Source organism: Amycolatopsis sp. NPDC031561, from assembly GCF_055580625.1.
In genome coordinates, this window is the sequence record NZ_JBVILA010000002.1 from 645,962 (window position 1) to 672,129 (window position 26,168).

The window sequence follows — 26,168 nt, forward strand, 5'->3', positions numbered from 1 at the left end:
CGCATGACCTTCCTCCAGGGCGCCAAGCGGATCGCCAACCGTCCTTTGCAGACACTGGACAACCTCGGCGACCAGATGTCCTTCTACGGCCGCGCTTTGCTGTGGACGCCGCGGACGTTGCGCCGCTACATGAAAGAGGTCCTGCGGCTGCTGGCCGAGGTGAGCTTCGGTTCCGGCTCGCTCGCGGTCATCGGCGGCACGGTCGGCGTGATGGTCGGCCTGACGCTGTTCACCGGTGTCCTCGTCGGCCTTCAGGGCTACTCGGCGCTGAACTCGATCGGCACCTCGGCCTTCACCGGCTTCCTGACCGCGTTCTTCAACACCCGTGAGATCGCGCCGCTGGTCGCGGGCCTCGCGCTGTCGGCGACGGTCGGTGCCGGGTTCACCGCCCAGCTGGGCGCGATGCGGATCTCCGAGGAGATCGACGCGCTCGAGGTGATGGGCGTGCCGAGCCTGCCGTACCTGGTGACCACGCGGATCATCGCCGGTTTCGTCGCGGTCATCCCGCTGTACGTCATCGGCCTGCTGAGTTCGTATCTGGCGTCCCGGTTGGTCGTTATCTACATCTACAACCAGTCAGCGGGAACCTACGACCATTACTTCGACCTCTTCTTACCTCCACAGGATGTGCTCTATTCGTTCATCAAGGTGCTGTTGTTCAGCGTCTTGATCATCCTGTCCCATTGCTATTTCGGTTACCGGGCCTCCGGTGGCCCCGCCGGTGTCGGGGTGGCCGTCGGCAAGGCGGTCCGGCTGAGCATCGTCACGGTGTCCGTCATGAACTTCTTCATCGGTTTCGCGATCTGGGGAACCGACGTCACGGTGAGGATCGCAGGATGATCGCGACAGTCCGGCGCAGGCTGCTGGGCCTGCTGCTTGTCGCCGTGCTCATCGGCGGAGTGGCGCTGAGCATCGCGCTGTACGAAAAGGCGTTCACCCCCGTGGTGAGTGTGAAGCTCCAGTCGAGCAGCATCGGGAACCAGTTGCTGAAGCAGTCCGACGTGAAGGTCCGCGGTCTCATCGTCGGTTCGGTGAAGGAAATCGCCGCGACGCCGGACGGCGCCGAACTCACGCTCGCGCTGAATCCGGAGTCGGCGAAACTGATCCCCCAGAACGTTTCCGCGCGATTCCTGCCGAAGACGTTGTTCGGTGAGCGCTTCGTTTCCCTCGAAATCCCGGACGCCCCTTCGGTGAAGACGATCGCCGAGGGCGACGTGATCACCCAGGACCGCACTTCCAGCGCGGTCGAACTGGAGCAGGCCTTCGCCCATCTGATGCCGGTGCTCCAGGCCGTCCAGCCGCAGAAGCTTTCGAGCACGCTCTCGGCGATCTCCGCCGCGCTCAACGGCCGCGGTGACCAGCTCGGCGACACCCTCGCTCAGCTCGGCACGTACGTCGGCGACCTGAACCCGCACGAGCCCCAGCTCCAGCGGAACCTCAAGGAGCTGGCGGAGTTCTCGGACAACCTCAACGCCGTCGCCCCGGATCTGGTGCAGACCTTGGACAACCTGAGCACCACCACGCGCACCGTGGTGGACCAGAAGCTGAACCTGCAGAACCTCTACGGCAGCGTCACCCAGGCTTCGGTCGACCTGCAGACCTTCCTGCAGAACAACGGCGACAACCTCATCCGCCTCGCCGACAGCGCCCGCCCGACGGCGGAACTGCTGGCGAAGTACGCGCCGGAGTACCCGTGCGTGATCGGGCAGATGGCCGACGTCCTGCCGAAGATCGACCAGGCGCTGGGCAAGGGCACCAACCGGCCAGGCCTGCACGCGACCATCGAGATCACCGTCAACCGTGGCCCGTACCTGCCCGGCAAGGACGAGCCGAAGTTCGAGGACAAACGCGGCCCGCGCTGCTACGACCTCAAGCAGTTCCCGGACCCGTTCCCGCAGGACCCGCCGGACGGCCCGATCCAGGACGGCACCACGCACAAGGCGCCCGCCCGGTCGACCAACGACGGTCTCTCGCCGTCCAACAACTTCGCGAACTACGGCGGTTACAACGGCAACGGCGGTGGCGCGCCCGCCGGTAACCCGACCTACAGCACGTCGGAATCGGATTTCCTCGCGCAGCTGGTCGCCCCGCAGGTCGGCATGTCCGCCTCGGACGTGCCCGGCTGGGGCTCGCTGCTCGTCGGTCCGCTCTATCGCGGGGCGGAGGTGCACGTCAAATGAGGGGTTTGCTCGCACCGCTGATCAAGCTCTGCGTCTTCGTCGTGGTCACCGTGCTGTTCACGACGATCCTCGGGATCAGCATCGCCAACATCAACACCACCAGCACCACCGCCTACAAGGCGCGCTTCAGCGACGCGACCCTGGTGCTGCCCAACGACGACGTCCGCATCGCCGGCGTCCGGGTCGGGCAGGTCAAGGAGGTCCGCATCGTCGACCGGCGCCAGGCCGAGATCGAGTTCGAGGTGGACGCCGGCCGCAAACTGCCCGCCGGGGTGACCGCGCAGATCAAGTTCCGGAACCTGGTCGGCCAGCGCTATCTCTCGCTCGGGCAGGGCACCGACTCCTCCGGCAAGACGCTGGCACCGGGCGGGAACATCCCGCTGGAGCGGACCACGCCGGCGCTCGACCTGACGCAGCTGTTCAACGGGTTCAAGCCGCTGTTCACCGCGCTCAACCCGGACGACATCAACAAGCTGTCCTACGAGGTCATCCAGGTCCTGCAGGGTGAAGGCGGCACGATCGAAAGCCTGCTGCAGCACACCGCGTCGCTGGCGACCACGATCTCCGACAAGGACCAGGTGATCGGTGAGGTCATCGACAACCTGAACTCGGTGCTCGACACGGTCAACGCGCACACGCCCCAGCTGAACGACCTGATCGTCAAGCTGCAGCAGCTGGTTTCCGGGCTGGCCGCGGACCGCGAGCCGATCGGCGACGCCATCGACTCGCTCGGGAATCTGGCGCAGACGACGTCCGGGCTGCTCGGCGAAGCCCGCGAGCCACTCAAGCAGGACATCGCGGCGCTCGGCACGCTGACGAAGAACCTCAACGACAGCCAGCCGATCATCGAGCACTTCATCCAGTTCCTGCCGCAGAAGGTGACCGCGCTGACCCGCACCGCCGACTACGGCTCCTGGTTCAACTTCTTCGCCTGTGAACTGACAGGAGCCGTCGCCCTGCCTCCGCTGATCAACGAGCCGATCAACCTGCCGCTGCTGCCGGTCAACCGGGCGAGGTGCACGGCATGAAGTCGTTCCAGAAACGCAATCCGATCCCGATCGCGCTGGTCGGCATTTCGGTACTGCTGCTCGGTTTCCTCGCCGCGCTCAACTCCGAGGACCTGCCCGTGATCGGCGGCGGGACGACCTACAGCGCGGACTTCTCCGAGACTTCGGGCCTGCAGGAGGACAACGACGTCCGCGTCGCCGGGGTGAAGGTCGGCAAGGTCTCCGAGATCAAGCTCGACGGAGACAAGGTCCGGATCTCCTTCAAGGTCAAGGACGCCTGGCTGGGCGACAAGACCAGCGCGGCGATCAAGATCAAGACCGTGCTCGGCCAGAAGTACCTGGCGCTGGACCCGCAGGGGCAACGCACGCTGGACCCGGGCGTGACCATCCCTCGTGATCGGACGATGTCGCCGTTCGACGTCATCGACGCGTTCCGCGGACTGTCTCGGACCGTCGACGACATCGACACCACGCAGCTGGCGAAGAGCTTCGACGTCATCTCGGAGACCTTCGCCGACACCCCGGCCGACGTGAAGGGCGCACTGAGCGGCCTTTCACGCCTCTCGGACACGATCGCTTCGCGCGACTCGCAGCTGTCGACCCTGCTCGCGAACACTCGGCAGGTCTCGCAGACGCTGGTCGACCGGGATGCCGAATTCCAGAAGCTGCTCGCCGACGGCAACAAGCTGCTCGGGGAGGTGTCGCGCCGCAAGGACGCGATCTCCGCGCTGCTGGACGGTTCGCGCAATCTGGCCACCCAGCTCAAGGGCCTGGTCGACGACAACGACGCGCAGCTCGACCCGGTGCTCACCCAGCTCGACCAGCTGACCTCGATGCTGCAGCGCAACCAGGACGCACTCGGCCAGGGCGTCGCGCGGTTCGCGCCGTTCATCCGGGTGTTCACCAACACGATCGGCAACGGCCGCTGGTTCGACAACTACATCTGCGGCCTGGTCCTCCCGTCGTTCGGGCCGATCAACGAGAAGGGGTGCTACGACAAATGAGTACCCGTCTCGGAGAAGGCCTCGCCCGCGGCTTCACCATCGCGATCGTGCTCGCGCTGGTCGTCGCCGGCGCGCTGTGGTGGACGCTCAAGGACGCCGGCCGCAACCACCTGACCGCTTACTTCGCCGGTGCCGTCGGCCTTTACGAGGGCAACAGCGTCCGCATGCTCGGTGTCGACATGGGCACCATCACCAAGATCCAGCCGCAGGGCAACCAGGTCCGCGTCGATCTCGAATACGACCGTTCGGTGGCGGTGCCCGCGGACGCGAAGGCGATCATCGTGTCGCCGTCGCTGGTCAGCGACCGCTACGTCCAGCTCGCCCCGGCCTACAAGGGCGGTCCGCGGATCGAGGACGGCGCCGTCATCGGCCTCGACCGCACCGAGGTCCCCCTCGAAGTCGACGAACTCGCCGCCAGCCTTTCGCGGGTCAGCAAATCGCTCGGCCCCAACGGCGCCAACAAGAACGGTTCGCTGTCGAACCTGCTCGACACCGCCGCGAAGAACTTCGACGGCAACGGGCAGGCACTGCACGACACGATCACCAAACTCGGCCAGGCCGCGGGCACGTTGTCCGGTAACAAGGACGACCTGTTCAAGACCGTCGAGAACCTCGGCTCCTTCTCCCAGACGCTGGTGAACAGCGACTCGCAGGTCCGCGACTTCGAGCGGCAGCTCGCCGACGTCAGCGGGTTCCTCGCGGGGGAGCGGGAGAACCTCGCGGCCACGGTGAAGCAGCTGTCCGACACGCTCACCGCGGTGCAGGGGTTCATCGAGAAGAACCGCGACCGGCTCAAGTCCAATGTGGACAAGCTGGCCAGTGTGACCAAGGTGCTCGTGGACCAGCGCGGCGCGCTCGCCGAGATCCTCGACGTCGCCCCGGTCGGCCTCGGGAACCTGGTCAACACCTACAACGCCTCGTCGGGCACGCTCGACGCGCGGGCGAACCTGAACGAGCTCACCCAGCCGCCGCTGGTGATGGTGTGCAACCTGCTCAAGCAGACCCCGGAGGCGCTCGACGCGCTGGGCGACGCGTGCAAGGGGATCGCCGGGCTCGTCGACGGGCTGGTGCCGCTGCCGTCGATCGCGCAGGTGATCCAGTCCGCACAGGCGGGCCAGCTGCCGCCGCTTCCGCTTCCCATCGCGGGTCAGCTCTACGGATCGGCGGCGAAGTGATGCGGAAACTTGCTCTGGTGGCCTGTGGAACCGTCGCCGCGCTGACGTTGAGCGGCTGCGGGTTCAGCGGCATCTACGACATCCCGCTGCCCGGTGGCGCGGAACTCGGCGACCACCCGTACACGGTCAAGGTGCAGTTCCGGGACGTCCTGGACTTGACCCCGCAGGCCGGGGTCAAGGTCAACGAGGTGTCCATCGGCCGCGTCGAGGCGATCGGGCTGACGCAGGACGGCTGGAACGCCGAGGTCACCCTGCGGGTCAACGGGGACGTGAAGCTGCCGGCGAACGCGCTGGCCAACGTGCGGCAATCGAGCCTTCTCGGTGAGAAGTACGTCGAACTGGCCGCTCCCGCCGACGGCCAGGGCAAGCTCGCCGACAACGCGGTGATCCCGCTGGCCCGCACGAACCGCAGCGTCGAGGTCGAGGAGCTCCTCGGTGCTCTTTCGCTGCTGCTCAACGGCGGTGGCGTGGAACAGCTCAACACCATCACCAAGGAACTCAACAACGCCACGAGCGGCCGGTCGCCGGAACTCAAGGCGCTGCTGAACAACACGAACCAGCTGGTGACGAACCTGGACAAGCAGTCCGCGAACATCACGCGGGCGCTCGACGGGCTGAACCGGCTCTCCTCGACCTTGAACGGCCAGAAGGACAAGCTGGTCGGCGCGGTCGACAACCTCGGTCCCGGCCTCGGCGTGCTGGAGCAGCAGCGGGGTCAGCTGGTGACCATGCTCAACGCGCTCAACAGCCTCTCCGGCGTCGCCATCGACACGGTGAACAAGAGCAAGGAAGACCTCGTCGCGGACCTCAAGGCACTGCAGCCGACGCTGCAGAAGCTCGGCGAAACCGGGGCGGATCTCCCCAAGGCGCTCGAGATCCTGCTGACTTTCCCGTTCAGCGACGCGTCCTACGAGGGCGTCAAGGGCGACTACTTCAACCTGTTCGCGAAGGTCGATCTGAACCTCAAGGAGATCCTCGCGAACCTCGGACGCAGTCGGCAGAACCCGCTCCAGGACGTCATCCCGGTGCCGGGGCTGACCGGCGGGACCGAGGGGCCGGGCGTGAACCCGCCGCTGCCGATCCCCGACAGCGTCGGCTCCTCGCCCGTGAGCGGCCAGGCGGGTACGACGCAGGGCGGCGGACGGCCGCAACAGACCGGACCCGCCGGGATCTTCGGCCTGCTCTCGGGAGGTGCGGGCTGATGCTGGTCCGTAGGACGAAACTCCAGTTGGTCGCCTTCGCGATCATCTCCGTGGTCGCCATCGTGTACGCGCTGATCCGGTTCGCCGGGCTCGGCCAGGTCTTCGGCAACGAGGGCTACACGGTGAAGCTCGAACTCAAGCAGTCGGGCGGCATCTTCCAGAACGCCGAGGTCACCTACCGCGGCTTCAACATCGGCCGCGTCGGCGAACTGCGCCTCACCAAGGCCGGGCTGGAAGCCGACCTCAACCTCGCGCCGGACGCCCCGCAGGTGCCCGCCGATCTGGACGCCGTGGTCGCGAACCGGTCCGCGGTCGGCGAGCAGTTCGTCGACCTGCGGCCCAAGAGCGAGAAGGGGCCGTTCCTGAAGCCGGGTTCGGTCATCCCCGCGGACAAGGTCAAGACGCCGGTGCCCACCGAGCAGCTCATCGGTGACCTCGACAGCCTCGCGGCTTCGGTGCCGACGGACTCGCTGCGCAAGGTCGTCGACGAGTCGTACAACGCCTTCAACGGCACCGGTCCGGACCTGCAGACGCTGCTCGACACCGCGCGCAGCTTCACCGCGACCGCGCAGGAGTACCTGCCGCAGACCATCCAGCTGCTGGAAAAGGGCGGGCAGGTCCTCGACACGCAGAACGACATGGCGAGTTCGATGAAGTCGTTCAGCGCCGATCTGAACAAGCTGTCCGGCACGCTGAAGAACTCCGACGCCGACATCCGGAAGCTGATCGGGATCACCCCGCAGGTGGCGACCCAGATCAGCGAGGTGCTGGCGGAAGCGGGGCCGGGGCTGGGCGCGCTGACCGCGAACCTGCTCACCACGTCCAACCTGCTGGTGACCCGGCTCGACGGGTTGGAGCAGGGCCTGGTGACCTATCCGCTGCTGGCCGCCGGCGCGAACAGCGTCGCCAAGGACGGCACCGCGCACCTGGGCCTCGCGCTCAACCTGTTCAACCCGCCTTCGTGCACCAAGGGCTACATCGGCCTCGACAAGTACCGCGAAGGCACCGACACGTCGGTTCGGCCGCCGAAGGACGACGCGTACTGCGCCGAGCCGAAGGGCAGCCCGATCAACGTGCGCGGTTCGCAGAACGTGCCGTACAACGGGGTCCCGCAGATCCCGTCGCAGGGCGAAGTCGCCGCGAACGCGGGCCGGTCGGCCGAGGAACTGGCCGCGCTGCGGGCGGCGCAGGGCATGCCCAGCGTCCTGCAGAGCCCGGGCGTCAGCCTGGCCAGCCTCGGTTCGCTGCTGGGCCTGCCCGGCTGAGCCCGAGACCGAATACCTATCCTGGAGTGTCATGAGTTCTTCTCGATCGCGGACCCTGGTCCTGGGCGCGGCGGCCTTCGCGCTGGCCGCCTTCGTCGCCGCGGCGATCTTCGGTGTCCAGTGGGCGGTAGCCGCTTCGGACGACAACGCCGACCTGGCGCGCTCGCGGGACGACGTCGTCAAGGCGGGCGGCACCGCGATCAAGGCGTACACCGAGGTCGACTTCGAGAAGCTCGACGAGTTCTTCAACCGGCAGAAGGCTGTCTCCGACGACAAGATGGGCCAGCAGTTGGCCCAGCTGGAGCCGACTTACCGCAAGGCGCTCGGCGACGCGAAGACCAAGGTCGCGACCACGATCCAGGACATCGCCGTCGAGGAACTCGACGACCACGAGGGCAAGGCGAGCTTCCTCGCCGCCATCACCACCCAGGTCACCCAGGGCGACAAGGCGAGCTCGAAGGCGCTGCGCCTGGAGGTCTCGATGACCCGGGTCGGCGATGAGTGGAAGTTGTCCGGGATCGACAACGTGCCCCTCGTCGCGGCCGGTCAGTAAGAGCGTCACCTAGAACGGAGCCTCGTAGTGCCACCCTCCCGCCGCCAGCCCCCTCGCAGCACCCCGCCGGTGCGCCGCCCCCGGGTGGCCGGTCTGCGCCGGCCCGGCGCGTCTCCCGCCGACGAGGCTCCCGCTTCCGCCGCCGAGGTGGAGGTCGAGGTCGACGAAACGCCGGTGACGAAGCCGGCACCGGTTCGCCGTCCGTCGCCGCGGCCTGCTCCGCGTCCTGCGCCTGAGCCTGTCGAGGTTGCTGAGGACGCTGTTGACGCTGAGGTCGCTGTTGAGCCCGGGGCTGAGCCTGAGGTGGCGGCTGTCGAGGCTCCCGAAGAGGCGCCTGAAGAGGCTCCTGAGGACGAGGTCGTCGCGAAGCCGAGCCCGCGGGCGAAGACCCGCGCGGCCGCCGAGGCGAAGCCGGACGACATCGAAGAGGCCGAAGCCGAGGTCGCTTCCGAGGAGTCCGAGTCTTCTGAGTCCTCCGAGTCCGAGAAGAAGCCGGGCTCTCGCCAGCTGATCCTGGCGGGCGCGCTGGTCGTCGTCGGGCTGCTGCTGGCCGCGACCGCGGTGCTCTTCAAGATCCAGGCCGACGAGGTGTCCAGCTCGACGGACAACACGGCGCTGCTGGACGTCGCGAAGACCGCGCAGGTCAAGGACCAGGTCGCGAAGGCGACCGAGGCGCTGTTCTCGTACGACTACAACAACATCGCGAAGACCGAGACCGCGGCGGCCGATCTGCTGGTCAACGAAGACGTGCGGGCGAAGTACAACCTGCTGATGGGCGAGGTCAAGCGGCTGGCTCCGCAGCAGAAGATGGTCGTGACCTGCAAGGTCACCCGCAGTGCCGTCATCCGGCTGGAGGGCGAACGGGCCGACGTGATGGTGTTCGTCGACCAGAGCTCGACGCGGGCCGACACGAACAAGACCACCGCCGGGAGCGCGCAGCTGCATTTGAACGCGGAGCTGCAGGGCGACAAGTGGAAGATCACGGCGATGAACACCTACGCCGCTCCGCCCAACCCGGCCGCCTCCTCGGCCCCTCCCGCCTCCCCGGCCCCCTCCAAGTAGCGACCTGCGTTTAGCCCCCTAATCGCGATCCGGTCACCCCCGCTCGGTCCGGTCCGTGAAGGCCTCCTTGAGGGACCCTGAGTCCCTCAAGGAGGCCTTCACGGCTTTCCGGCCGTCCCGTCGCGCCGACCTGCGTTTAGCGGGCTAAACGTGACGCGCCCGCGCGCTCGACCGGAGCTTGAAGATCGCCTTTCGCGCCTTCTTGGCCATCTTTTGGTCCGGGTGGTTCGCGCCGACGACCTCCAGGAGTTCGAGCCTGTCCGGGTGATCGGACGACGTCAGCAGGTCGACGACGTCGAAGCCGTCGTCCATGTCGACGAGTTGATGGACGAACGCGCCGAGCGCGTGCATCGCCGCGAAATGGTCGGTCATCCCGAGAACGACTTCGTCGCGGGTGACCGTTTCCGGCTCGATCGCCCCACGTTCGGACAGCCACATCGCCGCGACCGCGCCGATCAGTCCGCCTTCGGTGCGGATCTTCGCAGCGGTCCGAAGACCGATCTCGCTGGTTTCCCCGAGCGCGATCAAGGCGAATAGCCGCTCTTCGGGATAGGTCGCCGCAAGGAGGAATTCGCCGGCCTCGGCCGCCGCGTCGGACGGTGACCGGTGCTGTACCCAGGCGTTCAGCTCGGCGTCGATGATCTCCGGAGCGGCGTCGAGGAGGTGTGGACTCAGCTCGTCGAGGCGCATTTCCGCGGCTTCACCGATGACCGGCGCGGAGACTCCGGAGTCGCGGAGTTCCCGATTGATCGCCCAGACGGCGATCGGTGTGAGGCTGACGATGACCGGGGAAGGATCGGGTAGGTCGGCGATCTCGGCGATCCTCGCGAGTTCGGCCGGATCCGCGGTGCCCAGCTCGATCGCGCCCAGCCGTTCCAGAAGGTCCAACGTGACGCGCGTCGCGTACCGCGTCGACTCACTCGGCGTTTGCCCGAGGTCGAGTACCGAAGCCGAAACCTCTGACAGGAGCTCGACGGGTATCGGGACCGGGGCCGATTGGTAGAGCGTGAGGGAGATCGACGCGATCAGCTCGGGAAACAACATTCCGAAGACCAGCGGCACGGCGTCGTCTTCGGAAGCGATGCCGGACCCGGCCTCGCCGATCGCCGTGTACACCCGCTCCCAGAGCGCTAGAGGATTCTCGAGGAGCTTCGCGTTCTTCTTGACGGGTACGTGCTTGCCCTTGAACACCCGGACCAGTCCGGCAGCCTCCGCCAAGCGGGGGATCAGCCTGTCGCTCGGCTTGCTGCTCTCGTCCAACCCGGCGACATATCCACGGAGCTCGTCGAGGAGGAGACTACGTTCCGCAGCGGCCCACAGCTCGGCTTCCGGCCGCAGGTGGACCGGGGTCATCACCGGCATCAGGTCGCTCTCGGACTCCAGTTCGCACATCTCGCACACGCGGACAGTCTGGCAGCGACGGGGGCGGAGCGCGATTAGCCTGCTAAACGCGTTCCGAAGAGCAGGGTGGAGCCAAGGCGAGCTGTGAGGACGGCTGTGTGGAAATAGGGACGCTCAACGTCTCTGTTTCCACACAGCCCGCCCACCCACCTGCGGCCCTCAGGACGCGTCGCGTTTAGCCCCCTAATCGCGATCTGAGCCCCTCCCTGTGTGCCGCACCAACGAACCCACCGGCCACAGCCGCCACAGGCCCCTGCGGGCCCCAGAGCGCCCCCGCCCGACCCGGTGACTCTCCGGTACACCCCGCCGGACAGGTCGCGATTTGCCCGCTAAACGCAGGTCGGCGCCCCAACGCCGTCACCTGCGGGTACCGGTCGGTAACCAGGATGATCGTCCTGTGAAGGCCCCCGCGCGGAACCTCTTCCACGCTGCGCCAACCGGCGGGACCACCGCGCGGCATCTTGACTCAGAGCCCCTGTGGGGTCACGCTTACTGCCAACGGTGAGAACCGGCGGCGCCCTTGCGGGAGGGACGGCCACGGGGAGACCGAGGAGAGGCATACCTGAAGACGTTGCGACGCAGGCTGGGCCCCGTCAGGAGCGCCCCCTGGACATACCGTGACGTTCGGGCTAGACTGCTTCTTTGCGCTGCCCTCTTTCAGGCTGCCCGGAGCCGGTAGTTAGGATAGTGGGCACACGGCACCCTTGACAGTCCGCATCAGCTGTTGCTGACGCGGCTGCTCACCGCTCATTGTCCCCGGAAGGACGCATCTTGGCAGTCTCTCCCGCGAACCAGGCCACTGCTGCGACCACCTCGGCTGTATCTCGCTCGGAGTCCACGGGAATCCCGGGAGCCCCCAAACGGGTCTCCTTCGCAAAGATTCGCGAGCCGCTCAGCACCCCGAACCTGCTCGACGTGCAGATCAGGTCTTTCGAATGGTTCACCGGCGACGAGGCGTGGTTCGAACGCCGCGTCGAAGAAGGTGAAGAAAACCCGGTCGGCGGCCTGGAAGAGGTCCTCAACGAGATCTCGCCGATCGAAGACTTCTCCGGATCCATGTCGCTGTCCTTCTCCGACCCGCGCTTCGACGAGGTCAAGGCCTCCGTCGAGGAGTGCAAGGACAAGGACATGACGTACGCGGCCCCGCTGTTCGTGACCGCCGAGTTCGTGAACAACAACACCGGCGAGATCAAGAGCCAGACGGTCTTCATGGGTGACTTCCCGGTGATGACCGACAAGGGCACCTTCGTCATCAACGGCACCGAGCGTGTCGTCGTGTCCCAGCTGGTCCGTTCGCCCGGTGTGTACTTCGACAGCAGTGTCGACAAGACCACCGACAAGGACGTCTTCAACGTCCGCGTGATCCCGAGCCGGGGTGCCTGGCTCGAGTTCGACGTCGACAAGCGCGACACCGTCGGTGTCCGCATCGACCGCAAGCGCCGCCAGCCGGTGACCGTGTTGCTGAAGGCGCTGGGCTGGACCACCGAGGCGATCCGCGAGCGTTTCTCCTTCTCGGAGACGCTGCTCGCCACCCTCGAGAAGGACCACACCGCCGGCACCGACGAGGCGCTGCTCGACATCTACCGCAAGCTGCGCCCGGGCGAACCCCCCACCAAGGAAAGCGCGCAGACGCTGCTGGAGAACCTGTTCTTCAAGCCGAAGCGCTACGACCTCGCCAAGGTCGGCCGGTACAAGGTCAACAAGAAGCTCGCCCTCACCACGCCGTACGACACCGGGACGCTGACCGAAGAGGACATCGTCTCGACGATCGAGTACCTGGTCCGGCTGCACGCCGGCGAGGACAAGGTCACCATCGGCGACCAGACCATCCCGGTCGAGACCGACGACATCGACCACTTCGGCAACCGTCGTCTCCGCACCGTCGGCGAGCTCATCCAGAACCAGATCCGCGTGGGTCTGTCCCGGATGGAGCGCGTCGTCCGTGAGCGGATGACCACGCAGGACGTCGAGGCGATCACGCCGCAGACCCTGATCAACATCCGTCCCGTCGTGGCGGCGATCAAGGAGTTCTTCGGTACTTCGCAGCTGTCGCAGTTCATGGACCAGAACAACCCGCTGTCGGGGCTGACGCACAAGCGTCGTCTGTCCGCCCTCGGCCCCGGTGGTCTGTCGCGTGAGCGCGCCGGCATGGAGGTCCGTGACGTCCACCCGTCGCACTACGGCCGCATGTGCCCGATCGAGACGCCGGAAGGTCCGAACATCGGCCTGATCGGTTCGCTCTGCTCGTACGCGCGGGTCAACCCGTTCGGTTTCATCGAGACCCCGTACCGCAAGGTCGTCGAGGGCCGTGTCACCGACCAGGTCGACTACCTCACCGCGGACGAGGAAGACCGGTTCGTGAAGGCGCAGGCCAACGCGCCGATCTCGGACGACGGCACCTTCGTCGAAGACCGCGTCCTGGTCCGTAAGAAGGGCGGCGAGGTCGAGCTGATCGACCCGCTCGACGTGGACTACATGGACGTCTCGCCGCGACAGATGGTCTCGGTCGCGACGGCGATGATCCCGTTCCTCGAGCACGACGACGCGAACCGCGCGCTGATGGGCGCGAACATGCAGCGTCAGGCCGTGCCGCTGCTCCGCAACCAGGCGCCGTACGTCGGCACCGGTGTGGAGCTGCGCGCCGCGGTCGACGCCGGTGACGTGCTCGTCGCCGAGCAGTCCGGTGTCGTCGAGGAGCTTTCGGCCGACCTGATCACGATCATGCACGACGACGGCACGCGGAAGAGCTACGGACTGTACAAGTTCCGTCGCTCCAACCACGGCACCTGCTTCAACCACCGCCCGATCGTCAACGAGGGCGACCGGGTCGAGCAGGGTCAGGTCATCGCCGACGGCCCGTCCACCGAGAACGGTGAGATGGCGCTCGGCAAGAACCTGCTCGTCGCGGTCATGCCGTGGGAGGGCCACAACTACGAGGACGCGATCATCCTCTCGGAGCGCCTGGTGCAGGACGACGTGCTCACGTCGATCCACATCGAGGAGCACGAGATCGACGCCCGCGACACCAAGCTGGGCGCCGAGGAGATCACCCGGGACATCCCGAACGTCTCCGAGGAGGTCCTCGCCGACCTCGACGAGCGCGGCATCATCCGCATCGGTGCCGAGGTCCGCGACGGCGACATCCTGGTCGGAAAGGTCACGCCCAAGGGTGAGACCGAGCTGACCCCGGAAGAGCGCCTGCTCCGCGCGATCTTCGGTGAGAAGGCCCGTGAAGTCCGCGACACCTCGCTGAAGGTGCCGCACGGCGAGACCGGCAAGGTCATCGGCATCCGCGTGTTCTCGCGCGAGGACGACGACGAGCTGCCCCCGGGCGTCAACGAACTGGTCCGCGTCTACGTGGCCCAGAAGCGGAAGATCCAGCCGGGCGACAAGCTCGCCGGCCGCCACGGGAACAAGGGCGTCATCGGCAAGATCCTCCCCGCCGAGGACATGCCGTTCATGGAAGACGGCACGCCCGTCGACATCATCCTGAACACCCACGGTGTCCCGCGTCGTATGAACATCGGCCAGGTCCTGGAACTCCACCTGGGCTGGCTGGCGTCGCAGGGCTGGAAGATCGAGGGCAACCCCGACTGGGCGAAGAACCTCAACGAGGAGCTGTACGACGTCGACCCCGGCACGAACACCGCCACCCCGGTGTTCGACGGTGCCAAGGAAGACGAGCTGACCGGCCTGCTCGGTGCCACCAAGCCGAACCGCGACGGTGAGCGCATGGTGAAGCAGAACGGCAAGGCCACGCTGCTGGACGGCCGCTCCGGCGAGCCGTACCCGTACCCGGTCGCGGTCGGCTACATGTACATCCTGAAGCTGCACCACCTCGTCGACGACAAGATCCACGCCCGGTCCACCGGTCCGTACTCGATGATCACGCAGCAGCCGCTGGGTGGTAAGGCGCAGTTCGGTGGCCAGCGCTTCGGTGAGATGGAGTGCTGGGCGATGCAGGCGTACGGCGCCGCATACACCCTGCAGGAGCTCCTCACCATCAAGTCGGACGACGTGGTCGGCCGCGTGAAGGTGTACGAGGCGATCGTCAAGGGGGAGAACATCCCCGAGCCGGGTATCCCCGAGTCGTTCAAGGTGCTCCTGAAGGAGCTCCAGTCGCTCTGCCTCAACGTCGAGGTGCTGTCCAGCGACGGCGCCGCGATCGAGATGCGCGACTCCGACGACGAGGACCTCGAGCGCGCTGCCGCCAACCTCGGCATCAACCTGTCCCGCAACGAGTCGCCCTCGGTGGACGACGTCGTGCACTGACGGCTGTCCGAGGCGGGGCCTGCCTCCCGTGGGTCCCGCCTCGACCGCCAACCCCTCTAGTCGACTCAACCCCAAGGGGATGCAAAGACGTGCTGGACGTCAACTTCTTCGATGAGCTCCGCATCGGTCTCGCCACCGCCGACGACATTCGTCAGTGGTCCTTCGGTGAGGTCAAGAAGCCGGAGACCATCAACTACCGGACGCTCAAGCCCGAGAAGGACGGCCTCTTCTGCGAGAAGATCTTCGGCCCGACCCGGGACTGGGAGTGCTACTGCGGTAAGTACAAGCGGGTCCGCTTCAAGGGCATCATCTGCGAGCGCTGTGGCGTCGAGGTCACCCGCGCCAAGGTGCGCCGTGAGCGGATGGGCCACATCGAGCTGGCCGCCCCCGTCACCCACATCTGGTACTTCAAGGGTGTTCCTTCCCGCCTCGGCTACCTGCTGGACCTGGCGCCGAAGGATCTCGAGAAGATCATCTACTTCGCGGCCTACGTGATCACCGGTGTGAACACCGAGCTGCGGCACAACGACCTGCCGACCCTCGAGAACGAGATCGGCGTCGAGCGCAAGAACCTCGAGACCAAGCGTGACGCGGACATCGAGGCACGGGCGCAGAAGCTGGAAGCCGACCTGGCCGAGCTGGAGGCGGAGGGCGCCAAGTCCGACGTCCGCCGCAAGGTCAAGGAAGGCGGCGAGCGCGAGATGCGTCAGCTGCGTGACCGCGCCGGTCGCGAGCTGGACCGTCTCGAGGAGGTCTGGACGACCTTCACCAAGCTCGACGTCCGTCAGCTGATCGCCGACGAGCTGCTCTACCGCGAGCTCATCGACCGCTACGGCGAGTACTTCACCGGCGGCATGGGCGCGGAGGCCATCCAGAAGCTGGCCGCCGAGTTCGACGTCTCGGCGGAGGCCGACAACCTGCGCGACACCATCCGCAACGGCAAGGGGCAGAAGAAGCTCCGCGCGCTGAAGCGGCTCAAGGTCGTCGCGGCCTTCCAGATGACCGGAAACGACCCGCGCGGCATGGTGCTCGACGCCGTCCCGGTGATCCCGCCGGACCTGCGCCCGATGGTCCAGCTCGACGGTGGCCGGTTCGCCACCTCCGACCTGAACGACCTCTACCGCCGGGTCATCAACCGGAACAACCGGTTGAAGCGGCTGATCGACCTCGGCGCGCCCGAGATCATCGTCAACAACGAGAAGCGGATGCTGCAGGAGGCCGTCGACGCGCTGTTCGACAACGGCCGCCGCGGCCGCCCGGTCACCGGTCCCGGTAACCGCCCGCTGAAGTCGCTGTCCGATCTGCTCAAGGGCAAGCAGGGCCGGTTCCGTCAGAACCTGCTCGGCAAGCGTGTCGACTACTCCGGCCGTTCCGTCATCATCGTCGGCCCGCAGCTGAAGCTCCACCAGTGCGGTCTGCCGAAGGACATGGCGCTCGAGCTGTTCAAGCCGTTCGTCATGAAGCGGCTGGTCGACCTGAACCACGCGCAGAACATCAAGTCCGCCAAGCGGATGGTGGAGCGTTCGCGCCCGCAGGTGTGGGACGTGCTCGAAGAGGTCATCACCGGTCACCCGGTGATGCTGAACCGTGCGCCGACCCTGCACCGCCTCGGCATCCAGGCCTTCGAGCCGCAGCTGGTCGAAGGCAAGGCCATCCAGTTGCACCCGCTGGTCTGTGAAGCGTTCAACGCGGACTTCGACGGTGACCAGATGGCCGTGCACCTCCCGCTTTCCGCGGAGGCGCAGGCCGAGGCCCGCATCCTGATGCTGTCGGCGAACAACATCCTTTCGCCGGCGTCGGGCCGCCCGCTCGCCATGCCGCGTCTGGACATGGTGACCGGTCTGTTCCACCTGACCCGTCTCACCGAGAAGGCCGAGGGTGCCGGCAACGCGTACTCCTCGCCCGCCGAAGCGATCATGGCGTACGACCTCAAGGCGCTGAGCCTGCACGCCCCGGTCAAGATCCGCATCATCGACCGTCAGCCCGCCAAGGCCGACGAAGCGGCGCTCGCGGAGAAGGGCTGGGAGCCGGGCAAGGCTTGGCTGGCCGAGACCACCCTGGGTCGTGTGCTGTTCAACGAGCTGCTGCCGGCGGACTACCCGTTCATCAACGAGCCGATGCCGAAGAAGCGTCAGGCCCTGATCGTGAACGACCTCGCCGAGCGGTACTCGATGACGCAGGTCGCGCAGACCCTGGACCGCCTGAAGGACGCCGGTTTCTACTGGGCGACCCGTTCGGGTGTCACGGTCGCGATCTCCGACGTGCTGGTCCCGACGGGCAAGAAAGCCATTCTGGACGAGTACGAAGGCAAGGCCGACCAGGTCGAGAAGCGGTACCAGCGTGGTCAGCTGTCGCACACCGAGCGCAACAACGAGCTCGTCAAGGTGTGGACGCAGGCCACCGAAGAGGTCCACAAGATCATGGAGACGGCGCTGCCGGACGACAACCCGATCGCGATGATCGTGAAGTCGGGCGCGGCGGGCAACATGACGCAGGTCCGGTCGCTGGCCGGTATGCGTGGTCTGGTGTCGAACCCGAAGGGTGAGTACATCCCGCGTCCGATCAAGGCCAACTTCCGTGAAGGCCTGTCGGTGGCGGAGTACTTCATCGCGACGCACGGTGCCCGTAAGGGTCTGGCGGACACGGCGCTCCGTACCGCCGACTCGGGTTACCTGACCCGTCGTCTGGTGGACGTGTCGCAGGACGTCATCGTCCGCGAGGTCGACTGTGGCACCACCCGCGGCATCAACATGCCGATCGGTGAGGACATCGGCGACGGCAAGGTCCTGCGTGACCAGCACGTCGAGACCAGCGTGTACGCGCGGAACCTGGCGACCGACGCGGTCGACGCCAAGGGCAACGTCGTGCTCAACGCCGGTGACGACATCGGCGACCCGGCCCTGGACAAGCTCATCTCGAGCGGGATCTCCAAGGTCAAGGTGCGTTCGGTGCTGACCTGCGAGTCGGCCGTCGGTATCTGCGCCACCTGCTACGGCCGGTCCATGGCGACCGGTCAGCTCGTCGACGTCGGCGAGGCCGTGGGTATCGTCGCGGCCCAGTCGATCGGTGAGCCGGGTACGCAGCTGACGATGCGTACGTTCCACCAGGGTGGTGTCGCCGGTGACGACATCACGACCGGTCTGCCCCGTGTCCAGGAGCTGTTCGAGGCCCGGGTCCCGAAGGGCAAGGCGCCGATCGCCGACGTCGATGGCCGTGTGCGCATCGAGGAGAGCGAGCGGTTCTGGAAGATCACGCTGATCCCGGACGACGGCAGCGAAGAGATCGTCTTCGACAAGCTGTCCAAGCGTCAGCGGCTCGCGAACACCCCGAACGGCCCGCTGGGCGACGGTGACCGCGTCAACGTCGGTCAGCAGCTGCTCGAAGGCACGCCGGACCCGCACGAGGTCCTGCGGGTCATGGGGCCGCGCGAGGCGCAGATGCACCTGGTGGACGAGGTCCAGAAGGTGTACCGGGCGCAGGGTGTGTCGATCCACGACAAGCACATCGAGGTCATCGTGCGGCAGATGCTGCGCCGCGTGACGATCATCGACTCCGGTGCCACGGACTTCCTGCCGGGCGAGCTGCCCGAGCGGACCAAGTTCGAGGCGAAGAACCGTGCGTCGGTCGCCGAGGGCGGCGAGCCGGCTTCGGGTCGCCCGGTGCTGATGGGGATCACGAAGGCCTCGCTGACCACGGACTCGTGGCTGTCGGCGGCCTCGTTCCAGGAGACCACGCGTGTCCTGACCGACGCGGCCATCAACGGCCGTTCGGACAGGCTCGTGGGCCTCAAGGAGAACGTGATCATCGGTAAGCTGATCCCGGCCGGTACCGGGATCAACAAGTACCGCAACATCCAGGTGCAGCCGACCGAGGAGGCGCGGGTCGCCGCTTACGCGATCCCGTCCTACGACGACGGCTACTACACCCCGGATGTCTTCGGCTCCACCCCGGGTGCCGCGGTTCCGCTGGACGATTACGACTTCGGCCGCGACTTCCGCTGATCCACCCACGCTCCACCAAAGCGCCCCTGGCCTCCGGCCGGGGGCGCTTTGCTTTCCCCACGCTCCGCTCCTCCCTCCCGCACGACTTGCGTTTAGCCCCCTAATCGCGATCTGGCGGCGGGGGAGCGTCACTTGCGTTTCGCGGGCAAATCGCGATCCGGCCGTGGGAGGCATGACGTGCGTTTAGACCCCTAATCGCGATCCGGTGGTGGGGGAGCGCGACCTGCGTTTCGCGGGCAAATCGCGATCCGGAGGCAGGGGCGACGATCGGTGCGGTATCCGCCTGGATGCGCGACGGATGGCGGGCGATCCCGGGAGTGTCGATCGACAGGATGGTCGACATGGAACCTCTAGTGACAGACAAGAACACGGGCCTCGATCCGGCGGAGCTGCGGTCCGCTTTGGACGGTGTCCACCGCGCGGGCGTGCCGGGTGTGTTCGCCGAAGTACGCGGGGGCGAGCAGGTCTGGCGCGGCGCCTCCGGAGTCGCCGACCTCGAAACCGGCCGCCCTGTCGAGACCGGTATGCGGCAGCGCGTCGGCAGCATCACCAAGACCTTCGTCTCGGCCGCGGTTCTGCTGGAAGTCGAGAGCGGGCGGATCGGCCTCGACGCCCCGATCGGTGACTACCTGCCACGGCTGGTCCCCGGTGAGCGCGGCCGCCGGATCACGGTCCGCATGCTGCTCAACCACACCAGTGGCCTCGCCGAATACCTGCCGTACGCGTTCCCGTCGCTCAAGGAACTCGCTCCCGGGAGCCTCGACGACAACCGGTTCCGGCAGTTCCGCCCGGCCGAGCTGATCGAGCTGGGTGTCGGCGCACCCGCCACCGGCGAGCCGGGAAGCACTCCCGGGGTGTACTCCAACACGAACTACCTGCTCCTGGGTGAGCTCCTGGAGCACGTGACCGGCACCCCGGTCGAGAAGCACATCGCTGGCTCCGTCATCGAGCCGGCGGGGCTCGCGCACACCGGGTTTCCCGTCGGTCCGAGGATCGAGGAGCCACATTCGCGGATATACGAGGCGCTGTTCGGGGCGATCGATCCGCCGCGCGACTACAGCGTCTACGAGATGTCCTGGGTGATGACCGGCGCGGGCCTGATCTCGACCGTCGAGGATCTCAACCGCTTCTACGGCAAGCTGCTCGGCGGTGAGATCGTCAGCCCGTCATCGCTGGCGCAGATGCAGTGCACGGTCCCGGTCATCGCGCAGGACGGGCGGCTGCTCGACTACGGCCTCGGCCTGTACAAGACCGAGATCCCCGGTCACGGCACCTTCTGGGGCCACGACGGCACGGTCTGGGGAGCCTTGACGATGGCCTGGACCCGCCCCGACGGCGGACGGCAGTTCTCCGCCGCGATGAACCTGGTGAGGTGGGCCAAGCCGGACGCCGAGGGAACGCCGCACCCCATCGACGACGCCCTGGCCGCTCTCAAGCTGCAAGCCCTGTGGGGCCCGCCTGACCCCACCGCCGACTTGCGTTTAGCCCCCTAATCGCGATCCGGCCGGTGGGGAGGCGCGACTTGCGTTTCGCGGGCTAATCGCGATCCGGGGTGGGAGAAGCGCAGGTCAGGGAGTGCCGGGAGGCGGGGAAGTCGAAGTAGGTGTCCGGGAAGGGCTCCCCGTTGAACGTGTAGTGCCACCACTCCTCGGCGAGGTTCCGTAACCCGGCCGCCGCGAGCGTGCCCTTGAGCAGCCGCCGGTTCGTCCGGGCCTCGCCGGTGATCCGCGGGTCGTCGGTGTGCGAGAGCGTGTCGAAGCAGTCGTACCCGGTCCCCATGTCGACCATGTTGTCGGGGAACCGGACCGGCGCGAAGCAGGGCTTCAGCACCTCGCCCGGCCGAAAGGGGCGCTGCGGCAGAGGCGGCAGCCTCACGATCGTCAGGTCCACCGTGCTCCCGCGGCTGTGCCCGGACTTCTCCGCGATGTACCCGTCGGCGAACAGACGGCCCTTCGCCACGTTCGGATAGAACTCCGCCTTCATTCTCTCGTCGGACAGGTCCTTGGCCCACCGGACGAAATGGTCGACGGCGCGCTGCGGCCGGTAGCAGTCGTACACCTTGAGCGTGTAGCCCTGCAGCAGCAGCCGCCGTTGCGCCGTGCGCAGCCCCTCCGCGGCCTGCCGGGTCAGGAGACACAACGGCCGTACGTACCCGTCGATCTTCCGGCCGACGAAGTTGCGCTGCCCGCGGTACCGGATCTCGTGCAGGATCGTCGGCGCGACACCGGCGAGCCTCCAAGGGCCTCGTGGACCTGCGGATCCACCAGAGTTCCCCGGATTGCGTAACGACCTCATAACGGCCCAGTGTTCGCCGGACGCAGGTTACTGGGCCGTTGTGACCTGTAGTAGTGCCGCCAGGTGGCCTAATTCCCAGTGCTCGGAATATCGCCACCCATCCGGCCTAATGACGTATCCGCATCGTGGGAAATTCACTCGACCGTGGCATGTCCCATTCTTTGATCACGAGATTGACACTCGGGCGGCTTCACACGAGTATTTCGCCCATGCAATCCCCAGTCGCCTTGGTGTGGCGCCGGCACGTTGACTTGCGGCAGCAAGCAAGCGCGCTGTGTATGGATTCCTGACCTATTCCGGCTCGTCGCGTCGTCAATGAATTCGCGTATCCGAAACGGATGCGCCCGTTCTTCGTGCGCTGACGCTTTCCGCTGTGCCGCAACGGTTCCCTGCTCGAACCGGCGGTTGATTGCTTTCCCCTGATCCGTGCCGGTGACGCCTGCGCGAAAGAGGGGAGAGGTGTGCCGATTGTCTGGCGCTTCGGTAGCGAAAACAGGGAGAAAGAATGCTATCCAACTCGCCCAAGTGGCGAAAAGTGGTGATTGGCGCCATGGCGGCGGCGCTCGCCGTGGGCACGGTGACCTATACCGGTTCCGCGACGAGCGCGTACGCCGACGTCCAGGTCGTCAAGGACGCGAAGAAGGCGGCCGACGGCAAGGAGTACTGGGTCCAGAACCACCTGGTGTCCAAGGATGTCGCGGCGTCCCGGAGCGCCGACGGCCAGCGCAAGAAGTGGCTGCTGGTCTGGGCCGGTGACGAGAACATCGCCGACACCCTGGTCAAGGACATCAAGAACCTGCCGGGTTCACTCGGCGGCGGCCTGAATAAGATCAAGAACGCGTTGCCCGGCCCGGACTTCCTCGCCGTGATCGACGCGACGCAGGGCTCGCCGACCTACGGCAAGGTCGTCAACACCGCCACCGTCGGGCCGCTCGTCGAGAACGAGCCGCACCACATGCAATACGTGTGGCACAAGGGCGACACGATCTACGCCGGCGCGCTGTTCGCCGCCGCGACGTACGCCTTCGACGTCTCCGCGTTGCCGAAACTGAAGCTCAAGGGCGTCAGCCTCCCGACCCAGACCCTCGGCGGTTCCGTGCCGGACGCGTACTGGGTGCTCAAGGACGGCACCGCGTACGGCACGTACATGGGCGGCCCGGTCGTGCCCGGCCCGCACACCTACGCCAACGGTTCCACCGTGGTGGGCAACGGTTTCGCCGGCAGCCCTGGCGAGGTCGTCCGCTTCGACCAGAACGCACAGGTGCTTTCCGAGTCCCCGGCGGCCACGCCGCAGGGCGACAACAAGAAGCTGTGCGACAACCTCCCGCAGCTGGACAAGCCGACCTGCGCCAACCCGCACGGCATCCAGGCGCGCGAGGACCTCAACACCCTGGTCACCAGTGACTACGCCGAGCCGCGCAACATCATTCTCGACCCGGTGAAGCAGCCGTCGCCCTACCTGCGGCGGCCGACCGTCCGCACGTGGGACATCTCCGACCGCAACAAGCCGAAGCTCAAGGCGGTCTCGTACCTGCCGGACGGTCCGCGGGCCGATCCCGCGGACCCGCTGCACGCCGAAAGCCGCGCGGTCATGGAGACCACGGTGACCAACCTGCCCGGTCACAAGGGCGCGTTCGCCCAGACCATGCAGGGTGGCGCGGTGTTCTACACGCCGGACATCACCGCCAAGGAGCCGCACTGGATCCAGGTGTTCGACGACGGTGCCGCGAACAAGGCGATCCACCCGAACAACGATTCCAACGGCGGCGGGTCGAACGGCGGCTGGATCCAGACCAGCCCCGACGACAAGTACCTCTACCGCGCGATCACCGGACGGTCCAAGGGCGCGCTCGGCCCGGATGACCCCGGCACCACCGGTGGCGTGTACATCCTCGACATCCAGAAGCTGCTCGCCGCGGGTGACAAGGTCGAGAACATCAACGGCCGGATCGACACGAAGGAAAAGTCCCAGCAGGGCGGTGGCGGAGATCTGCCGACCGTCGTCGGCGCGGCCGCGATCAACCCGGGTACCTCGGGTGGCGGACCGCACTGGGGCGCGTACGACAACTTCGTGCTCGGTGACGACGGCTTCTACCACGAGACCGACAAGCCGCAGCACCTCGCGGTGTCGAACTACTTCGTCGCACGGTCCGGTTTGGACGGTGACCACAAGGTCAACCTGCTGAACCTCGCCCAGGACGGGAAGCTCGCTGTCGACCAGAACTTCCGGGACGAGTTCACCGGACAGGTCGGGATCAACTTCAACCGGAAGACCTGGCCGCACGGGTCCTTCGGCAACGCCAAGCCGCACTCGGAACTCTTCGTCGTGGCTGACGCGGATCTCAAGTAACCCTGCTCGGCGCGGAAGGTCGTGGGTGGTGGGCACGCTCCGCCACCCACGACCCCGCCGACATGTTCGGAGAAGGCCCCCATGGATCACCACGTCATACCGGCGAGTTCGGGTTCCGCCGGAGCCGACATCGCCCTCGTCCTGCTTCGGCTCGGCCTCCTGCTGGCGACCGCTTTCCTCGCCGGTACCGGGATTCTGCGCCCGCTCGTGGGCGAACTGCCGAAGCGCCTGAACCTCACCATCGCCGTGCTCGGCGGGGTTTCCGCGGTCCTCGCGGCGGTTTCCGCCTTCGCGACCGACGTCAACGTCATCGCGCTGATCGTGCATCTCGTGCTCGCGCTGGCCATCCCGGTCCTCGTCCGGTGGCCGTCCGCAGGCCGCTGGGCCTCCCTCGCGCTGGCCGCGCTGGTGGTGCTCGAAACCTCGTTGGGGCGGACAGGCGTCGAATTCGCCATCGACACCGTTTACGTCGCCGCGGCGGCCTTGTGGTTCGGCGTCACCGTTCTTTCCGGGTGGGTACCCGCCGATCAGTGGCGACAGACGAACTTCCGGCTCGCCCCGCTTTCCCTGACACTGGGCGGACTTCTCGTCGTCGCGGGTGCGGTCCAGCTGTTCTCCTCGGGACTCGGTTTGGACCGCCGGATCTACGAAACGCTCTTCGGCGTCACGCTGCTGGTGATCGCCGTACTGCCGGTCGTCGCCACCATTGTCGCCGGATTTTCCTTCTCCGGTAAGGAATCCACGCGTGCCTACCGCTTCGGCGCGGCCGCCGTGGCCATCGGTTTCGTCGCGTGGAGCGCCCTCGCGGCCATCCCGAAACCGGCCGCCCTGCCGATTCCCGGCGTCGCCCTGCTCGCCGAGGCGTCCGTCGGCGAGCGTCAGTTCCCGGTGCTGGTGAGCCCGCAGCGGCCAGGCAAGAACCTCGTCCATTTCCCCGCGAGCGCGGGTGACGAGCTGTCCGCCGGAATCGAAGGCGGCCTGATCGGCAAGGCCATCGTGCGTCCCGGGGCCGAAGGGACCTGGGCCGAGGTCGACCTGCCGAAGGGCCGCAGTGACCTGATCATCAGCCGCGGCGGGGAGAAGACGACGATCGAGGTCGACGCGGGTGAAGAGCAGGGCCACGCGATCGAAGACGTCGACGCGCCCGAGTGCGCTTCGGCCGCGCTGGGCGGCCTGATCGCCGACCGCCGCGAAGCCCTCACCTCGTGTCCTGCGGACGCGCTTTCGGGAGAGGACAGCGGTTCGCTCGTCAAACTCGTCGAATTCCTCGCCGCACGCAAGCCATCCGCGCTCACCCTCGTCGAGGACACTTCGCCGCGCAGTGTGGCGGCCGGGAAGCTGGTCCGTGAGACCGCCGCGCGCTCCGGGCTCCCGGTGCAGGCCGAGGCGGGCCCGAACACCGCGCTGGTCGTGGTGTCCGGCTGGGCGGGCGGCTACACGGCGATGACGCGCGCGGCCGAGTCCCAGCGGCTCAAGCCGACCCACCAGTACGGCCTGTACCTGGCGCCCTGGCTGCTCAACGGGCCGATCGTCAACTCCGTCGCGAGTTCCTCGCTCCCGCTGAGGTTCGACCCGCGCGAGCAGGTCGCCGTGAGCTTCGCCGTCGCCGCGGGCAACGCCTTCGGCGGCGAAAGCCCCACGCTCGGCGGATTCCGGAACTGGCTGGGCGACCAGTGGAAGTCGCTGAACGGCGACGTCCAGATCTTCGCGGCGGCACAGGTCAACGCCATGCCGATGTACCCGGGCGAACCGCACGCCGTCGGGATGATCGCCGACCGGAACTACGCGGGGCAATGGATCCCCGACGGCACGATCGTGCCGATCAGCTCGGTACTCCGATGAAGGATTCCGCTCGATTCCAGCAGCGGTAAGGAAAAAGGGAGAAGAGATGAAGCGAATCGCGGCCCGTGTGCTGCTGCCGCTCGCCGTCGCGGGCGCGCTGTCCGGACTCGCCGGCGGGGTCGCCTCGGCCGACCCGCTGCCGGGTCTGCCGACCGGTGGCGGCAACCCCGCGGTGTGGCTGATCCCCGGCCTCGACCTCGGTGGCCTGCTCGGCCCGACCGTCCCCGTGCCCACCGACCTGCTCGCCCCGATCTACGGGATCATCACGCCGATTTCGTAAAACCGTTACCAGTAAAGGAGAATCTCATGAAGAAGACCTTCGTCCGCGCGGTCACCGGCGCGGCGCTCGCCGGTCTCGTCGTCCTCGGCTCGGCCGCTCCGGCACTCGCCGTGCAGGCTGCCCCGAGCGATGTCGTGGTCGTCGACGAACCCGACACGAGCGACCTCAACAACATCTGGACGTTCGCGCCGCTCGGCGTCCCGGTGCTGGGCCTCATCCAGTCCCTCAACGGCGTCCCCGGCCGGCTGCTCCCGTCCTGACTTCCGTGGCGGCGCGGCT

General features: G+C 67.0%; 18 protein-coding genes. 16 read left to right on the plus strand and 2 right to left on the minus strand.

Annotation, left to right across the window (positions count from 1 at the left end):
• The first annotated feature begins 3 nt into the window (after window positions 1-3).
• The 9 genes from ACZ5IK_RS08760 to ACZ5IK_RS08800 all read left to right on the plus strand — a co-directional run bounded on the left by ACZ5IK_RS08760 (window position 4) and on the right by ACZ5IK_RS08800 (window position 9,448).
• The gene (locus ACZ5IK_RS08760; RefSeq protein ID WP_465487201.1) at window positions 4-840 is read left to right on the plus strand and encodes an MlaE family ABC transporter permease; all 837 of its coding nucleotides are present in this window, start codon (window positions 4-6) and stop codon (window positions 838-840) included.
• Window positions 837-2,180, plus strand: a complete 1,344-nt coding sequence (locus ACZ5IK_RS08765) for an MCE family protein (RefSeq protein ID WP_465487202.1) — start codon at window positions 837-839, stop codon at window positions 2,178-2,180. Before ACZ5IK_RS08760 ends, ACZ5IK_RS08765 begins: the two co-directional genes overlap by 4 nt.
• Window positions 2,177-3,208, plus strand: a complete 1,032-nt coding sequence (locus ACZ5IK_RS08770; protein ID WP_101612144.1) for an MCE family protein — start codon at window positions 2,177-2,179, stop codon at window positions 3,206-3,208. The genes ACZ5IK_RS08765 and ACZ5IK_RS08770 overlap by 4 nt, the downstream gene beginning before the upstream one ends.
• Window positions 3,205-4,191 carry an MCE family protein gene (locus tag ACZ5IK_RS08775; RefSeq protein ID WP_465487203.1) on the plus strand — a complete coding sequence of 329 codons (987 nt, stop codon included), beginning with the start codon at window positions 3,205-3,207 and terminating at the stop codon, window positions 4,189-4,191. The genes ACZ5IK_RS08770 and ACZ5IK_RS08775 overlap by 4 nt, the downstream gene beginning before the upstream one ends.
• Window positions 4,188-5,366, plus strand: a complete 1,179-nt coding sequence (locus ACZ5IK_RS08780; protein ID WP_101612145.1) for an MCE family protein — start codon at window positions 4,188-4,190, stop codon at window positions 5,364-5,366. Before ACZ5IK_RS08775 ends, ACZ5IK_RS08780 begins: the two co-directional genes overlap by 4 nt.
• Window positions 5,366-6,568: an MCE family protein gene (locus tag ACZ5IK_RS08785; RefSeq protein ID WP_465487204.1), complete on the plus strand. Its 1,203-nt coding sequence runs from the start codon at window positions 5,366-5,368 to the stop codon at window positions 6,566-6,568. The genes ACZ5IK_RS08780 and ACZ5IK_RS08785 overlap by 1 nt, the downstream gene beginning before the upstream one ends.
• Window positions 6,568-7,833 (plus strand): MCE family protein, encoded by a 1,266-nt coding sequence (locus ACZ5IK_RS08790; RefSeq protein WP_465487205.1) that lies wholly within the window; start codon window positions 6,568-6,570, stop codon window positions 7,831-7,833. The genes ACZ5IK_RS08785 and ACZ5IK_RS08790 overlap by 1 nt, the downstream gene beginning before the upstream one ends.
• A gap of 31 nt (window positions 7,834-7,864) precedes the next feature.
• Window positions 7,865-8,386 carry a hypothetical protein gene (locus ACZ5IK_RS08795; protein WP_101612148.1) on the plus strand — a complete coding sequence of 174 codons (522 nt, stop codon included), beginning with the start codon at window positions 7,865-7,867 and terminating at the stop codon, window positions 8,384-8,386.
• 84 nt (window positions 8,387-8,470) lie between these two features.
• Window positions 8,471-9,448, plus strand: a complete 978-nt coding sequence (locus tag ACZ5IK_RS08800; protein ID WP_465487252.1) for a hypothetical protein — start codon at window positions 8,471-8,473, stop codon at window positions 9,446-9,448.
• A gap of 144 nt (window positions 9,449-9,592) precedes the next feature.
• Here the strand turns inward: ACZ5IK_RS08800 and ACZ5IK_RS08805 are convergent, their stop codons facing one another.
• A complete protein-coding gene (locus tag ACZ5IK_RS08805) occupies window positions 9,593-10,840 on the minus strand; it encodes a hypothetical protein (protein ID WP_465487253.1) in 1,248 nt (415 codons plus the stop codon).
• Window positions 10,841-11,620: 780 nt separating this feature from the next.
• On the opposite strand from ACZ5IK_RS08805, the gene rpoB reads away from it, so the two are divergent.
• From rpoB to ACZ5IK_RS08820, 3 genes are all read left to right on the plus strand, one after another.
• On the plus strand, window positions 11,621-15,121 hold the full coding sequence (gene rpoB, locus ACZ5IK_RS08810; RefSeq protein ID WP_101612150.1) for a DNA-directed RNA polymerase subunit beta: 3,501 nt from the start codon (window positions 11,621-11,623) through the stop codon (window positions 15,119-15,121).
• An 89-nt stretch (window positions 15,122-15,210) separates the two neighbouring features.
• Window positions 15,211-19,122, plus strand: coding sequence for a DNA-directed RNA polymerase subunit beta' (locus ACZ5IK_RS08815; protein ID WP_101612151.1), 3,912 nt, complete (start codon window positions 15,211-15,213; stop codon window positions 19,120-19,122).
• A gap of 353 nt (window positions 19,123-19,475) precedes the next feature.
• A complete protein-coding gene (locus ACZ5IK_RS08820) occupies window positions 19,476-20,615 on the plus strand; it encodes a serine hydrolase domain-containing protein (RefSeq protein ID WP_465487206.1) in 1,140 nt (379 codons plus the stop codon).
• Window positions 20,616-20,658: 43 nt separating this feature from the next.
• Here the strand turns inward: ACZ5IK_RS08820 and ACZ5IK_RS08825 are convergent, their stop codons facing one another.
• Complete coding sequence (locus ACZ5IK_RS08825; RefSeq protein ID WP_465487207.1) at window positions 20,659-21,417, minus strand: M15 family metallopeptidase; 759 nt, start codon at window positions 21,415-21,417, stop codon at window positions 20,659-20,661.
• A 550-nt stretch (window positions 21,418-21,967) separates the two neighbouring features.
• Between ACZ5IK_RS08825 and ACZ5IK_RS08830 the strand changes: the two genes are divergently transcribed.
• From ACZ5IK_RS08830 to ACZ5IK_RS08845, 4 genes are all read left to right on the plus strand, one after another.
• On the plus strand, window positions 21,968-23,767 hold the full coding sequence (locus ACZ5IK_RS08830) for a hypothetical protein (RefSeq protein WP_465487254.1): 1,800 nt from the start codon (window positions 21,968-21,970) through the stop codon (window positions 23,765-23,767).
• A gap of 81 nt (window positions 23,768-23,848) precedes the next feature.
• Window positions 23,849-25,609 (plus strand): hypothetical protein, encoded by a 1,761-nt coding sequence (locus tag ACZ5IK_RS08835; protein ID WP_465487208.1) that lies wholly within the window; start codon window positions 23,849-23,851, stop codon window positions 25,607-25,609.
• A 46-nt stretch (window positions 25,610-25,655) separates the two neighbouring features.
• The gene (locus ACZ5IK_RS08840; protein WP_076162990.1) at window positions 25,656-25,889 is read left to right on the plus strand and encodes a hypothetical protein; all 234 of its coding nucleotides are present in this window, start codon (window positions 25,656-25,658) and stop codon (window positions 25,887-25,889) included.
• 26 nt (window positions 25,890-25,915) lie between these two features.
• On the plus strand, window positions 25,916-26,149 hold the full coding sequence (locus tag ACZ5IK_RS08845; RefSeq protein ID WP_465487209.1) for a hypothetical protein: 234 nt from the start codon (window positions 25,916-25,918) through the stop codon (window positions 26,147-26,149).
• Window positions 26,150-26,168: the final 19 nt, after the last annotated feature.